Source organism: Nostoc sp. (assembly GCF_036918015.1).
In the GTDB taxonomy this organism is placed as follows: Bacteria; Cyanobacteriota; Cyanobacteriia; order Cyanobacteriales; family Nostocaceae; genus Nostoc.
Genome location: NZ_JBALEO010000089.1, coordinates 92,233 through 107,704, shown reverse-complemented (window position 1 = coordinate 107,704; position 15,472 = coordinate 92,233). Strand labels below are relative to the sequence as shown.

Sequence of the window (15,472 nt, the reverse complement as noted above, 5' to 3'; positions counted from 1 at the left end):
CAGTTAATTTGACAAATATGTTAGAGAAAGAGGGAATGGGGCATTGCGCATGGTGAATAACTCCTAACTCCTAACTCCTAACTCCTAACTCCTAACTCTATGACCGATATCTCTTCGGTAATACATCCCTTCAAACTGAATATATTTGATACCTGCGTAGGCTTGGGCGATCGCTTGCTCAAAATTTTCTCCAATTCCGGTCACATTTAATACTCGACCCCCATCTGTGGCTATTTCTTGTTGCTGGTTCAATTTTGTCCCTGCATGAAATACAGTTGCTCCTGTTGCCTCTGCTTCTTCAATGCCAGTAATCACCTGGCCCTTCTTATATTCTCCTGGATAACCACCGGAAGCGGCAACCACAGTGGCAGATGCTCCCCCTTTCCAAGCAATGGGCGGCAATTCACTTAAGCGCTGCTGTACACAGGCTAGAATCAACTCTTCTAGGGGTGTTTCTAACAGTGGCAAAATCACCTGGGTTTCAGGATCGCCAAAGCGACAGTTAAATTCCAAAACCTTCAAGTCGCCGTCGGGTGTAATCATTAACCCAGCATACAACACGCCTCGGTAATCAATGCCTTTAGCTCTTAAGGTGGCGATCGCTCTTTCTAACACTTCTGTTTGAATGCGTGCCATCAACTCTGGTGTAGCGATGGGTGCGGGGCTGTATGCTCCCATCCCGCCAGTATTTTCGCCTGTATCGCCGTCACCAATTCGTTTATGATCTTGGGCTGGCAACAAGGGTCTAATTGTTAACCCATCAGTTAACGCTAAAACTGACACCTCTTGCCCAATCAAACATTCTTCAACGACGACAAATTCCCCAGCACTGCCAAATTGTCCTTGAAAAATTGCATCAATGGCACTTTCTGCCTGTGCAACTGTTTCAGCCACCGTTACACCCTTACCAGCGGCCAAGCCATCAGCTTTAACAACAATAGGCGCTCCCTGAGATTTGACGTAAGATTTTGCTGCCGTAGCTTCCGTAAATACCGCAGCCCGTGCCGTCGGAATCCCTGCTTCTTGCATCAAGGCTTTTGCCCAAGCCTTACTCGCCTCAATTTGCGCTCCGGCTCTGACTGGGCCAAATACCATCAATCCTTTATCTTGGAGATAATCTGTGATTCCCTTAGATAGGGGGACTTCTGGCCCAACTATCACCAGAGTTATGCCATGTTCTAGAGCATATCGGCTCATTCCCTCAAAATCATCTACAGCTAAGGGCAAATTTTGGCAACGTTCCATACTTGCTGTGCCCCCATTCCCTGGTACACAGACAACTTGCTCAATTTGCTTAGATTGCAACAGTTTCCACGCCAGAGCGTGTTCGCGCCCCCCATTACCGACAACTAAAACTTTCACTGATTTCCTCGTGCGTCCCTTGCAAAATGAGAATACCTGATTCGACTCTCGCAAATCAATTTTTTCATCAATTCTCACACTTGTGCAAGTTTCTTCTGGTTTACAGGAGAATTCAGGAGTCAAAATAGGCTGATTGGTGTCAATTTAAGCTCAAATGTTTGTCCCACATATACTTGAGACGCGATAAATCGCCGTCTCTACAAGTATTTTGGGTTTATCTGAATTGTAAGTTTTGTCTTTAAATTAAATTTAACTAATTAGTAAAATTTTAATTTTTATTGTTAGCAATTACTATAGGAATTCGGTTTGATTTCTGAAAAAAATTAAGTATTTGTAGGGTGCGTTATGACTTTAGTCTAACGCACCAAACCCTTGAAAATGGTGCGTTACGCTTCGCGATAACACACCCTACGTGTTGTTCAAAAATCAAATAGTAATCCTATAAATAAAGTTAGTAACATCTTTTCAGCACAAGTGTATTAGTTGAATTATCTTTTTATCTATAAAAAAATAATCAATTAATAACCAATTTTTGATTATAATTATTAACTTGTGAATATTGTGGTTAATCAGGATATAAAAAATCGGCAACATGGCTAAAATTATCGTTACTGGAGTTGCAGGCTTTATTGGTTCTCATCTTGCAGAAAGATTGTTGCAACAAGGAAATGAAGTGATCGGGATTGATGAATTTAATGATTATTACGATCCGATGTTAAAGCGAAACAATGTTGCACACTTATATCGTTTACCTGGTTTTGCATTAATTGAAGGAGATATGCAGTTTTTAGATTGGCAGAAACTCCTAAAAGATGTTGATGTAGTTTACCATCAAGCGGCACAAGCAGGGGTGAGAGCAAGTTGGGGTAAAGCTTTTCGAGGCTATACAGAACGAAATGTTAACGCTACACAAGTTTTGCTGGAAGCTGCTAAGGATGCTAAACACCTCAAAAGATTAGTTTTTGCCTCTTCATCAAGTGTATATGGTGATGCAGAAACATTACCTACCCACGAGAGAATTTGTCCTCAACCGGTTTCTCCTTACGGCATTACGAAGCTAGCAGCAGAGTTTTTGTGTGAACTGTATTACAAGAACTTTGGTGTGCCCTGTGTGACATTGCGCTATTTTACAGTTTATGGCCCCAAACAGCGCCCAGATATGGCATTTAATAAGTTTTTTCAATCCATTTTGCACGATGAGGCGATTCCTATTTACGGCGATGGCCAGCAAACGCGGGAGTTTACGTTTGTTAGTGATATTGTCGCCGCTAATTTAGCCGCCGCCACCGCACCCCAAGCAGTGGGAGAAATCTTTAATATCGGTGGTGGTAGTAGGGTAGTTTTAGCAGAAGTTTTAGATACGATTGAAGAAATTGTTGGGAAGCCAATCAAAAGAAACCACATAGAAAAAGCGATGGGAGACGCGCGCCACACGGCTGCTGATGTATCTAAAGCACAGAAAATTCTCGGATATCAGCCGCAAGTCTCCCTAAAAGAGGGTTTGACGAAAGAATGGGAGTGGGTGAAATCTTTGTATTCCCTATCTTCCTAATTTTCCTCATTCTCTTTATCTGTTTAACCGTTTTGCCTTAGCTGGTAGTCAAAACAACACCTTGGCGCACAGCACGGTTGCGATCGCTTTTACGAGTACCCCCAGCCATCTGATATTGATGGCTATTTTTACCAAACTTATGAGCAACACCAAGCAAAATTTTTTCAGAATAATCTGCTAAATCTTGTTCATTTTCAATAATTTGGGTTAGTAAAACATCAATATTAGAGAGGGTAGTATTGTAAGCTTCCAAAGATTGACGAAGACTTTCAATTTTATCAGTATAATCTTTAACTGTTAAGCTATCTCCTACATCTAGAGTAGGACTGATAGATTTAATACTTGCCAAGCGCATTTCAGCTTTGCTAAGAATACGTGAGTCACGTTTTGGCCTTGCCATTAATACTCCTTGATCTGAAAAGATAACCTAAACTTTTAGTAATTCCATAGTGGACAATTTTTTAAAAGGTTGTCCTGAGTAAAATTATTTATTTTTTTGAAAGACTAAAATTTGAGTATTTTCACCAATTTTTATTGAGGAAGGCAGAAGGCAGTGTTTCGACTCCTTTCGACTTCGCTCAAGGCAAGCCGCTCAACAACCTCCCTCTCTCCTTTTCATAACCCAATACGCTTGGGTTAAAAAAAATTGTAGGTTGGGTGAAGCAAAGCGCAACCCAACAAAGATAAACGAAGTTAAAGCAGAAGTTGCTAGCGCAAAAGCGGAAGTTTTTACAGGGAAGACGGAAGTTGCTACAGAGTGCGCGAAATACCGAAACGTCAAGGCAGAAGTTCTTACAGGCTGCGCAAAACACTGAAACGTCAAGACGGAAGTTCTTGCAAGGAAGGCGGAAGTTGTTACAGGCTGCGCAAAACACTGAAATGTCAAGGCGGAAGTTCTTACAGGGAAGGCAGAAGTTGCTACAGAGTGCGCGAAACACCGAAACGTCAACCCTGGAGCAATATTTTTTGATGTATTAAGGACTTCCAACAAATAATACCAATTCAATTAATGATTGCAACACATCCTTGGGTAAAGACGCGATGAATCGCGTCTCTACAAATGGTCTATTTGTCGCGTTCTTTTGTCAAATTGGTATTACGATAACAAAAATAATTTCAGGATAGGCTATGGCGATCGCTTTGTGAGTCTATCCATATCAACCCCAATTTTACCAAGGTAGGATGTACAGAAAGTAGGCTACCACACAAGCGATCGCATTTTATTTGAGCTAATGAATGTTGGGTTTTCTTACGTCAATTCAACCTACGGGGATGAGCGATCGCACTGCGGTTGACGGTAGGTTGTAGTCGTTAAAGTCTTCCAAGTGGGTTTCATCTTCGGACACAATGGTTAGGGTTCCAATTGCAGTACCGGGCTGGCGAGGCTTCCGGGGTGGTTGGAATTCACCAATCAATCTGGCAACGGTGCGATTGCCGGAAAAAATCTGCACTTCTTCACCGGGTTGGAGATTTGCAATCAGTTCGGGTAAACGAAGTTGAGCTTCTGTTAATGGAATCCGTGTCATTATTTTGTACTTCTATGCATTAGCTTAAAGCTTTGGCAGAGCCATCGCTCTTGCTTAATTTTACAAGTATCTTGAATTTAGGCGATCGCCTGTTTAATTAGTTTAATCCTTAGCTTACCTATTCCCATGATTGAAATTCATCAATGGCGCTACGAATTAAAGAAGTTATTTGAGCGCGACGGGTTTCAAAGTTAGCGGCGATGTAAATTAGTAAGATGCCAACTAGCAAGCCAACAACCCATTTTAAAAAAGAGTACTGCAAGCTGAAAATTACTGATTGATAGATTGTAGTGATTAAAAAAGTGGCTGTACCAATGTAGAGAAAAGCCCGTACTCGCAAAGCTAATCCGGCAAAAATGGCGATGAGACTAAAAATTCCCGGTATCCAAGCTGCGTTTTGATGAAATAAAATTGCCCATCCACAAATTAAACCACTACCTAGCACTCTCAGAAAATGACGAGATGTTTTGTACTCTGGTAGCTTCAGTTGGGTATCCACTTGAGCAATATAAAGCAGTGATAACCCAATTGGTGTTACATACCACAAAGTATCAGTTAGGCGTAAGGAATCAAACCCGCGATAAAGTGCCCAATCAATCAACGCCACACTAATATAGGTGAAACGGATGTTTTCACCTATTTTTGCTAAAAAGATGTAAAATCCAGCTGCGATTACTAAGGTAATGGGGTAAGTTTGCAGTCTGGTTTCCCATAAAATTATCAGAGGTATGATGTATGCAGCTTGTTGCCAAGGTCTTTTAGACCAACCCCAACTTTCCCAAGGTAGGATGTACAAAAAGTAGGCTACCACACAAGCGATCGCACCATTCCAAGGAACTAATGGCCCAGCCCAAAATCGCCCTACTGCTGTCTCTCGCCAATAAATCCTCATCCCGGCTACCTCTAATAAGCCAAGGTAAACCCACATCTCGGCGATTGTAATTCCTCCCAAGATGCTGGGGGAAGTGCGGAAATTGCGTCCCTGAAAGATGGCATAGCGAATCAAAAATACTCCAGTTCCCAATCCCACCAAACGGTTAACTGCAATGGGAAGAGGAATAGCAGCCATTAATAAACAGCTACTCCAAACCCAGTGAATATGGGCAATTCTTTTCAATTCTTGGGGAGTTAGACGTAAATAGCTGACTAGCCTTGGCGACAGAATGCGGTAAGCATACATGATACTTGCGCCAAGGGTAGACATGGCAATTAATCCATCACCTAATGCTCCTCCTGAAGCTTGTAACATTTGATAGAACAAAAGTTCATAAGCAGAAATTGATACGCCAATAATTCCTAAATACAGTAAGGGTTTGAAGCTCTCGTGCCGTCGCCCTACGCCAATAATAATTAAAGCTACACCCAAGGAATACAAACCTGTCCACTCGGTGAAGGTATTCAAACGCAGCAATACACTAAATGCACCATAAATTAATGGCAAAATGTGCAGGCTGCTAGGAAACCTTTCTAATTGATGTCGTCGCTGCCACCACTCGCCGATAAGTTGAGTAATTAAACCCAAGGCGATGTTTGCGATTGCAATTCTCACAATTGAATGTTCCCCCAACCCTAGCACCTGAGCAATTAACAATTCCAAACACCAACCAATGCCATAAAATGCCCAATTTGTCGGTTCGCGCCAACTCCGATAAACAATGGCTGCCAAGGTAATTACAGTGGCAATTAAGAACAAAAATCCTGAAGTCGTAAACCCTTGGTAAATCAACACTGAGTGCAGCGTCAAACTTAATAATTCAACACTACACAAAGCGATCGCCCATTTATCGCTAGCGGCTGCATAGATAACTGCTAATTCGTTACCGCGTCGGCTGAAAACAGTCCGCGCTAACCATAGACTTAGAATTGCGATCGCTCCTACAACAAACCAACCTGCTACCTCTAGGCGAGGCAAACCAGGCACACCTGTCCACAGCAGCGCCCCAATGAAACTTAAAACAAATCCTTCTGTAATTACCGCAGATACTTGGTTGCGCAAATAGCGCGTATTTACAAACATCAATCCAGCACCTACAGCCAAACCAATTAATCTGATTCCTGGTAGTTGTAAAGTTAGTAGCTGGGCAATTATCACAGCCAAGACACTCAAGTAACGGCTAGTAATCCGCCGCTCTATAATTGCGGCATTGGCAACACCTGTGAGAGCTAAAGGCGTAACTAGCCATAAAACTCCCCAATCAGATCGGTTATCAGCGATGCCATACCAAGATGATTCTGAATTTATCCACAAGAGGAAAAAACTAGCTGCGGCTAATCCTAAACCGATATCCCATGCACTACGTCGCCATAGTCCTTCTTGCAAGCTAAATCGCCATTCTGCAACCATGAGAGCCAATAAAATACTTGCCCAGCATTGTTGAGTCAGGCTGGGGAATAACCAATTAATGGTAAAGCAAAACGTTAGCACCCCCATAATGTGAGTTAGGTATACCAAGGAAAGAGATGAGGGAGAGCGGCGTTGAGTAACGAATGCGAGAGTGGCGGTAGAAAATAGCAGATTTAGCGATCGCAATGGGGGATTTACGATAGCGATCGTTGTTAAAAAAGCTCCAAATAACAGAGCAAGCAGTTCGCCAAACTTAGCTAATTCTCGCTTTTGGCTGCGATACAAATTATCTGTAAGCGCCACCATCAAAATTACGTAGGGAAATAAAGCTATACCCAGTAGCGCCCAAGGTTCATTTTGAGAATTGGTGATTTGGGTACTAGTTGCGATCGCTAATTTCTGTAAGTTATTAGGTACTAATCGCCAACCTAGCAAAATCGTCTCTAAGCCGATGACAAAAACCCCTGCAAAGTCTCGCTTTAAACTGTACCGCCACAAACGACTCCCCACAAACCACAAACCCAAACCACTGACAGCTATTGCTTGCCAAGGATAATTTACTACCGATACCACCCAACCCAAAAAGAGTAAAACCCCACCAAGTCTTTCCCAGAGTAAGAGAGATGAGGGGGATGGGGGGGATGAGGGGGATGAGGGGGATGAGGGAGATGAGGGGAATATTAATGTTACCTCCTCTGCCCCCCTGCCCCCCTGCCCCTCTGCCCTCCTCTGCTCTGCTAACCAAGTCATCAACCAGCCACAAATGCCAATAGCTAACCCCAACAGTGTGACATCTACCTTGGTAACAAAAATTGCCCGCACTAACAATACTATTAAAGAATAAATAATTACAGCAGCAGGTAAACTAATACTTAGCCTACGGCGATCGTCGCTGACAGTATGAGGCTGTTGGAAAAGATTGTGATAAACGGTAATGATAGTTGTAGCGATCGTTGCCAGATAAACAGCAATTAAAGGAAATCCTCTTAACTGCCAACCCCAATGCAGATAACTCAGCCCTAGAATATTTACCAGAGGTAATTTGCCAGTATGTAAATTGGTAAAAATAGTCCGATTTTTGGAGAGTAAAACAGTTATAGCAGTCAGGGTAGGACAGGCGATCGCAACTACAATCCAATCCACAGGATTTTGCCACAATTTAAAGCTATCCATTGCCCAAAAATTCACTGGCACTAACAAAAGAGTGGCAATCAGCAATGTCTGAGCCGTCAATCTGAGGTTATTTTGCCTAGTCGCCCAAAAGCTTAATCCCCAAAAACTCAAAGTATAAGCAAATAAAACCCCGTATTGTCCAGCAGCGGGAAACCTCACCCATTGACTAGCAGCCAGTACCCCAGAAGATACGACTACCAGGAAAACTCCTAGAAAAAGTAGCCAACGGACACTCAGTTCTGCTCCCAAGGACTGCAACATTGTGCCGATGAAGTTGGGTTTAGCTGATTTTTGTTGTGGTTGTTTACCGCTACTAGATTGTAAAGCTGCTACGGGCAACTGCTGCACGGAGTCGGAAGTTGCAAATACTACCTTTGTTGTCGTTTCAGCCTGGGGTTGCAACACCACCGCACACACCAGAAACTCTCGGCATAACTGCCTGACTTGGGCATCAGATATTAGACCTAAACGCAGCCATATATCCAGTCCTTCTAATAACTGAGGATGGGAAGATGGCAGCCTGATTTCAATTTTTAGCGGGCGCTCAAGGGGCGATGACATAAGCGGCAGCAGTACAAGTATATACTTAAATTATTTGTTTAATTAAAGTATATTTTTGCTCTAACTGTGCCACTTATAGCGTTTACTAATCATACAAGGTACATCATAGTCCCCTCCTCGCTTGCGGGGAGGGGGTTGGGGGTGGGGTTCTTGTACCTCACTGAACTGAGAACCGCTATATCAGGCTAATTGATATTAATTTTTAACCCAATACAGTTTAGATAAACCCAAAACCCTGATGTAGAGACGCGATTTATCGCGTCTTTGCGATACCCCTAGATATGCTCGTGTACTTAGTTTAATTAGGTTTTGTTATTTTCCAGAGATATTGGTTTACCTGCTGTAACTTTGAGTGATAAACTTTTTCAATTCCAGCTTTTAAAAAGTCAGACGGCTCGAACAAGAACAAAAATATGTCACTAAAGCCATTAGTAATCTTTGGTAACTGATTTTTTCCGACAATTTGAAATTGCACTTTTGGGTCGATTAATTCACTAAGTACTTGTAGTGGCGGAATAATATTATCCTCATCACTAATTAAAAGCGGTTTCTTTCCTTGATTAATAATATTAGCAATTTGAGGATATTCTTGGTATTTATCAGGTACTTGGTTCCACCAAATCTGCGCTTGAGAGTGAACCACACAAGATACAACTTCACCCATAATTACCATAAACACTACAAGCGACCAAAACTTTTTTTGCCAAGCTTTAGTATAAATAGAAGTAATCTTAGTGGTAAATAGGTAAGCCACAGCTAACTGTATACCTAAAACTGAAGGAAGTGTATATCGACTAGTCGCGAATCGCTTTTGAAATACGAAATCTGTTATCAGTAAAGGAAGCCCTAAAGATCCAATCAAGGTTAAGACAAATAACCAAACTTCTTTAGAGGTTTTTCGACACACAAGATAAATTGAGTAGCTGATTAAAGCTAAAATAATTAAAATAAAAGGAATTAAGACAAACTTCAGTTTTCCAGGTTCATTAGGACTAATACCTAAATCAAGAAACGCACGACTAAAGATACCAGCCCACCTGAAAACTGACATAAATAATGTTTGTTTAGTATTCGCCCAAGTGACTGCTTCTGGTTGAGGATTAGTAATAATAATCCAAATCCAAGGTACAAAACTTATAAACCCCGCAAGCAATGATAGCAGGTAGTAAATCGATGTTTTACTCAATCGAAAGCGTTCGATTGTAACTACATAAATTCCCTGTGCAAAAGCAACCAAGGTAAAAAATAGATGAGTATAAAACCCTATTGATAATGTTGCTACATAAATGCACCAACTAACTTTGGTTTGAAGGCGCATAGCTCGCAGCAGTGCTACGCTCGACATTAAGATGGCTAATATCCCTAAACTGTACGATCGCGCTTCTTGTGCATACACGATATGAATCGGTGAAATGGCTACTAACCCAATGGCTATCCACCCAACTAGTGAAGACTCAAATAATTCTTGACATAGCCAATAAAGACAAGGAAAAGTAAGCAGACTAATAAATGCCGAAAAACTTCTGATCGCTGCTATAGAATTGCCAAAGCACTCCACCCAAAACCGGGTCATCAAGATATATAGTGGCAATATCTGCGAGTCTTCTAAAATAAGCCCTTTAATTGTATCAATTACATTTTTTTCAGGATTAGTATGCTGGTATTTATGTAAATCTTCTATGCCAATCAAACGACCATTACTTAATTGCGTTTTCATTTCCGACAGCTGATAGCCAGATATGCGTAATGATGACAAAACTTCATCACCCCAATAAATTTTTTTGTCAATATTGACGAAACGAAAAAATACACCTATTACTAATAAGATGATGATTAAAAAACGTAACCAATATTTAGAAATAGTCCATTTTTGTGATAATTGCTTTTTCATGTAGTTTTCAATCTCCTCAAAGCCTTAATTAACCTTGATAAAAAGGCAACTCATAGTTTGTTATTAGCAACAGGCTAATAACAAAATCAAATTAGTATCTTGCAATAGGAGAGTGGACTAAAATTAGGATTTATTTATATAGTTTACAAATTAAAAAGTAAATACAAGGTATTGTTTTATTTTTAACAAGTATTAATTGATTTTGCAGCTTTTGGCAAAATTATACTTATAGTTCTAGTAAATATAATTGTTTCTTTGTCATCCTACAGTATAAATTAATCAATCAATAAAATACTGGAGTTACAAATAAAAAGATTTTATAAAGTTTAGATGAAAATATTATTATAAATACGTCTGTGAGTAGCAAAGAATACAGAGACGCTATTGTGCAATCGTTGTAAGTTCCAAAAAGACTCCTTTTTGACAGAAGCGTAAGAGTTGTACCACCTACTCTTACCTACCAATATGGTTGCTTGCCCGACAGTATTCGGTATCCGTAGCTTGCTTGTCACCTCATCTGTGTTGCGAATTTTAACTTGACCTTGCCTGGACTAAATCGACCGTTGTTCCAGCAGTCTAAAATATGGTTAGTAAATACTACGGTAAATTGATCGATTTATAGTATAATGTTTGAAATTGCGATCGCTTGGTATGTAGCCATTAAGCGCAAGCAACATATCTAAAGTAAACGGACGAGTGCGAACACCGTACCGCCCTATCAATCAAACTATGGAGAATTGACATGAGCAATAAACACATTGAGGTCAAACAAGTAGCAGGTTTCATCGGTGCTGAAATCAGCGGCATAGACCTATCGCGTCCTTTGCACGATGATGCGGTCAAAGAAATTCGTCAAGCACTATTGAAGTGGAAAGTCGTGTTCTTTCGCGGTCAAAACATCGATCATGCGGCACAGATTGCGTTCACGGCTCGTTTCGGCGAAGTGACTTACGCACATCCCCACGAAGATGAGCCGATTGAAGGTTTCTCAGAAATCCTACCCATTGACCGCAGCCGTTACGAGCGGCGCAATGGTCTACGCCGTTCCAGCTACGAGAGCCGTTGGCACACCGATGTCACAGCAGTTGTCAACCCACCTGCGGCGTCAATTTTGCGTGCGGTTAATGTCCCTAGCTTCGGTGGTGACACACAATGGACAAATCTAGTCGCAGCCTATGAAGGTCTATCAGCACCCCTACGGACATTGGCAGACACATTAAAAGCCGAACATCGCTTCAATGCGCGTTTGACTTTCCCCAGCAACAGCAAGATTGCCCAGCGCATCGCAGCCAATCCCCTGGTTTCAATCCACCCAGTAGTAAGGGTTCATCCTGAGACTGGTGAACGCGCATTGTACGTCAACCCTGGCTTCACCTCGCACATTCTTGACGTATCACGACAAGAGAGCGACTTACTGCTTGAGTTGTTCTTCAACCAGATTACCAAGCCAGCCTACACCACCCGCTTCCGCTGGAATAACGGCGACATTGCGTTCTGGGACAACCGCGCCACCTCCCATTTGGCCCCTCAAGACTTGGATCATCTGGAAGTCGAGCGCGTCCTCTATCGCACCACCATCACGGGCGATGTTCCAGTTGGGCCCGATGGTTTCCGATCGCAAGTGGTTGAAGGTGAGGTGTTCAATAGTGAACTACCAACCGTATTGAAGAACAAAACTGAGAAGCAAGAAGCAGTATCAGCGCTTTCATAAGCTACAGAGTGGTAAACAAGGGCTGCGCTGTTCGTAGCCCAGTTTACCTACTAAAGTATTTAGCAAAATATAAATTTACAGCGGATTTCAAGTTAGTGAAGTATACAAGCTAAGTCTCAAAGCCAGGCATAAAGCCTGTTTTAACGTGAATTCGACAGACCTCACCCATCCCCCCACACCTCCCACACCCCTTGGATTTTTCACTTGTGAGAAATCCAGGCTATTCTCTGGCAATAACTATATCGTTGGACTTAATAACGGCATAAGCCTCTTTCCCCTCAGATAAATCCAACTCTTCTACCGATACTCTGGTGATAATTGAAGTTAACTCAACTTTGTGAACAATCTCCAGCGTTACTTCACTATTAACGGCTCCAGTAACAACTCGCTTAACAACACCCTTGAGAATATTGCGAGAGCTAACTTTGAGTGGTTTCTTTTGAAGACTAATTTCTATCTCAGGCATTTGAGTGTAGATATCTTCCTCTTCTGTGTTTATGGATGGTAGCAAGTTTGATGGTGAAGAGTGTTGATTAAGACCACGTACTAGTTCCCGGAGAATCTCGGTTTTAGTTCGCTGAGACTGGCCACAAAACTCTTCCAAAATCTTTCGCTCCTCTTCTGAGGTTTGGAATGTGACCCACCCTTGTTCTTTTCTAGGCATATTTTTTACCGCTTTAGTTGGTTAAATGTTGGTATTTTTGGTACTATTTTACCTAGCATCAATTTTATGGAAGAAACCTTTCAAACGCCTTTTATATGAAAAGAAGACAAATTTTTGGCTTCCTGGGTATAGCGATCGCTGGCTTGCTGCTAGCAATTGGTTTACCGTTGTTTAGTCCTTCTCCTGTAATAGCACAGTCGAACACCAGCATACTTGTATCCGCAGCCGCCAGCTTAAAAGAGGCACTGGAAGAAATTAAGCCTTTGTACCAACAAAGTAAATCAAATATCAATATTAGTTATAACTTTGGGGCTTCTGGTGCCTTGCAGCAACAGATTGAGCAAGGTGCGCCAGCGGATATCTTTATTTCTGCTGGCAAAAAGCAAGTGGATGCCTTGGAACAAAAAGGACTGTTGCTATCAGGTAGCCGTACTAACCTAGCAAATAACCGTCTAGTCTTGATTGTGCCTCAGGATGTTGTTGGCATCTATAGCTTCTACAATTTAACAGATAGTAAGATTAAAAAAATTGCGATCGGTGAACCCAGAAGCGTACCCGCCGGTCAATATGGTGAGCAAGTCTTGAAGAAATTGAAACTTTACGATCGCCTCAAGTCGAAATTTGTCTTTGCTAACAATGTGCGTCAAGTTTTAGCAGCAGTAGAAAGTGGTAACGCCGAAGCGGGTTTAGTTTATGCCACTGATGCCAAAATTTCCAACAAGGTAAAAGTCGTAGTTGCTGCTGATGATAAATTTCACTCACCGATTGTCTATCCGGTAGCAATAATTAAAAGCAGTAAAAATCCTTCTGCTGCCAAAGAATTTGTCCAGTTTCTATCTGGCGGTGAAGTCAAAACTGTACTCAAAAAATATGGTTTTATTGTGCCCGAAGGAAATAAAAAATAATCACTCTATTTCTTTAGCGATCGCTCTTACAAATTTTAAGAAAGATCCAAGTAATGAATAGCCTTTAAGTAAGGGGGAGAATTTAGATGTATGCAAGTTCTTCCAGTAGCTAATTTTGAATTAACCGCTTGATTATTGTTAGCCTAAGCCAAGGAGACAAATCCCTAACTTAGGCTAATCATTTAAGAAGCTGTGGACTGTAATTTTTCGAGTCGTGCCAGCACTTCTGAACTGTGAATAGTTGGGTTGACTTTGACAAAAGTCTCGCGCAAGAAGCCTTGAGGATCGATGATGAAACTGTGGCGCATAGATAAAAAGCCGAGCCACGAACCGTAAGCTTTGCTTACTGAACCATCAGTGTCAGCCAACAGGGGGAATTTTAGTCCCTCTGAATCGCAAAATTTGGCGTGAGAATCAATGTCATCGGCACTAACGCCAATAATCTGAGCGTTTTTTTCAAGGTATTGGGGTAAGTCTTGCTGAAAACGACGAGCCTCTATAGTACAACCAGACGTGAAGTCTTTAGGATAAAAGTACAGGACTAGCCATTTACCGCGCAAGTCAGAGAGGGAAATTTTGCCATCACCTGTATTGGTTGGCAAAGTAAACTCAGGTGCGGGTTGATTAATTGCCGGAAGTTTACCACCCATAGCATTAGCAGCAGGGGTAAAATTCAGCCAGCTGATGATAGAAATACAGCTGGCAAATAATATGCTTAAAAAAGTGCGGCGGGAAATCATGGTGTAAACCAGAATCACAACTTTACACAAGTTTACAATTCTTGGTTGCGAGAAATCTTATTCTAAGTTAGATTCGGCAGGGGTATCTGTGCTTTCGATGTATTGACTATCTAGGAGAAAAGCCCCCCTAGCAAAGCGAATACCCCAATATCCACCGGGTCTGCGGTCAATGACTATACCTTCTTCACCAATGTGAATGACATTGGGAGGGCGCAACATGGGCATAGGTTCAGCAGTTTTGACGTAGGCTGGTAGCGCCACAACACGGACTTTACTACCAATTGCGAATTCATTGGACATCTTAATTAAGCTAGGAGTTTTGATTAACTCATAACTCAAAACTAGCTTGAAAGTCTACTAAATTGAACTCAGCACTCAGCACTCAGAACTCAGCACTCAAAATATGGGAAAGGGAAAGGGGATAAAGTTTTTCCCCTTTCCGCATCTTCTGCAAGAAGTCTGTTAATTTTTAACTATAGAAAACAATGCCTGGACATCAGTCAAGGGTAAGTGCCAAAGTAACTCTGGTTGCCAAGTATCTGGGTCAAAGTGAGAGTGACAACCGCGTTGGTATGCTTGCCAAAGTCTGTTCCAGGTGAATTGTTGTCGAGAATTTAAGTTTTTATGGATGACTCGCAACAGTCCTAGTCCCAGCATCAAGTTAGTTATGCTAAATTTTGTTCCTAATAAAAATGCCTGTACTTCTGCTTCACCAATGAAGTCTGTGCCATAGCCTGTGAGAACGTGAACCCCGTCATGGAGTTGTTTACGGCGGCTACCTGTAGTAAAGGGTTTTAAATTGTGTTCATTGAGGAAGTCTGCCCAAGTTCTGCCAAAAGTGCCAGTAGGGAGGAAACGCAATTTCTCTATTTCCACAATTTGGGGAACATCTCGCCCCTGTACTTGGGCGATGCGATCGAGTACATCTAAAACGTGTTGCAGACGAGGAGCGGGATTTGGTGAAGCCGCAAAGGGTTGCATCATAATCTATCTATTTTGGGATTGAGATGGGCGAGTATTGCCCACCCCAGAATTATTATTTT

Annotated in this window: 12 protein-coding genes; 3 read left to right on the top strand and 9 right to left on the bottom strand. The window is 41.8% G+C overall.

All coding sequences use genetic code 11. From position 1 onward, the window contains the following. Positions 1-84: 84 nt before the first annotated feature. A complete protein-coding gene (gene purD, locus V7K61_RS27255; protein WP_335058279.1) occupies positions 85-1,362 on the bottom strand; it encodes a phosphoribosylamine--glycine ligase in 1,278 nt (425 codons plus the stop codon). Positions 1,363-1,954: 592 nt separating this feature from the next. Here purD and V7K61_RS27250 point away from each other — a divergent pair. Further along, positions 1,955-2,914, top strand: a complete 960-nt coding sequence (locus tag V7K61_RS27250; protein WP_335058277.1) for an NAD-dependent epimerase/dehydratase family protein — start codon at positions 1,955-1,957, stop codon at positions 2,912-2,914. A gap of 37 nt (positions 2,915-2,951) precedes the next feature. Here the strand turns inward: V7K61_RS27250 and V7K61_RS27245 are convergent, their stop codons facing one another. The 4 genes from V7K61_RS27245 to V7K61_RS27230 form a co-directional block, all read right to left on the bottom strand. Next, positions 2,952-3,314, bottom strand: a complete 363-nt coding sequence (locus V7K61_RS27245; RefSeq protein WP_335058275.1) for a hypothetical protein — start codon at positions 3,312-3,314, stop codon at positions 2,952-2,954. Positions 3,315-4,173: 859 nt separating this feature from the next. Beyond that, positions 4,174-4,440: a type II toxin-antitoxin system Phd/YefM family antitoxin gene (locus V7K61_RS27240; RefSeq protein WP_335058273.1), complete on the bottom strand. Its 267-nt coding sequence runs from the start codon at positions 4,438-4,440 to the stop codon at positions 4,174-4,176. A gap of 118 nt (positions 4,441-4,558) precedes the next feature. Next, complete coding sequence (locus V7K61_RS27235; RefSeq protein ID WP_335058271.1) at positions 4,559-8,518, bottom strand: DUF2157 domain-containing protein; 3,960 nt, start codon at positions 8,516-8,518, stop codon at positions 4,559-4,561. A gap of 298 nt (positions 8,519-8,816) precedes the next feature. Beyond that, positions 8,817-10,409: a glycosyltransferase family 39 protein gene (locus V7K61_RS27230; protein ID WP_335058269.1), complete on the bottom strand. Its 1,593-nt coding sequence runs from the start codon at positions 10,407-10,409 to the stop codon at positions 8,817-8,819. A 742-nt stretch (positions 10,410-11,151) separates the two neighbouring features. Here V7K61_RS27230 and V7K61_RS27225 point away from each other — a divergent pair. Beyond that, entirely contained in the window at positions 11,152-12,120 is a 969-nt protein-coding gene (locus tag V7K61_RS27225; RefSeq protein WP_335058267.1) for a TauD/TfdA dioxygenase family protein, read from the top strand. Between the two features lie 220 nt (positions 12,121-12,340). Here V7K61_RS27225 and V7K61_RS27220 read toward each other — a convergent pair whose 3' ends face one another. Then, the gene (locus tag V7K61_RS27220) at positions 12,341-12,784 is read right to left on the bottom strand and encodes a TOBE domain-containing protein (protein WP_094347650.1); all 444 of its coding nucleotides are present in this window, start codon (positions 12,782-12,784) and stop codon (positions 12,341-12,343) included. A gap of 95 nt (positions 12,785-12,879) precedes the next feature. Here V7K61_RS27220 and modA point away from each other — a divergent pair, with 95 nt between their 5' ends. Beyond that, the gene (gene modA, locus V7K61_RS27215; protein WP_335058265.1) at positions 12,880-13,689 is read left to right on the top strand and encodes a molybdate ABC transporter substrate-binding protein; all 810 of its coding nucleotides are present in this window, start codon (positions 12,880-12,882) and stop codon (positions 13,687-13,689) included. Positions 13,690-13,871: 182 nt separating this feature from the next. On the opposite strand, the gene V7K61_RS27210 is transcribed toward modA, so the two are convergent. The 3 genes from V7K61_RS27210 to V7K61_RS27200 form a co-directional block, all read right to left on the bottom strand. After that, on the bottom strand, positions 13,872-14,429 hold the full coding sequence (locus V7K61_RS27210; protein WP_335058367.1) for a peroxiredoxin: 558 nt from the start codon (positions 14,427-14,429) through the stop codon (positions 13,872-13,874). A 57-nt stretch (positions 14,430-14,486) separates the two neighbouring features. After that, entirely contained in the window at positions 14,487-14,729 is a 243-nt protein-coding gene (gene sipA / locus V7K61_RS27205) for a regulatory protein SipA (RefSeq protein ID WP_335058263.1), read from the bottom strand. 162 nt (positions 14,730-14,891) lie between these two features. Continuing rightward, positions 14,892-15,413 carry a Coq4 family protein gene (locus V7K61_RS27200; protein ID WP_335058261.1) on the bottom strand — a complete coding sequence of 174 codons (522 nt, stop codon included), beginning with the start codon at positions 15,411-15,413 and terminating at the stop codon, positions 14,892-14,894. Between the last annotated feature and the right edge of the window lie 59 nt (positions 15,414-15,472).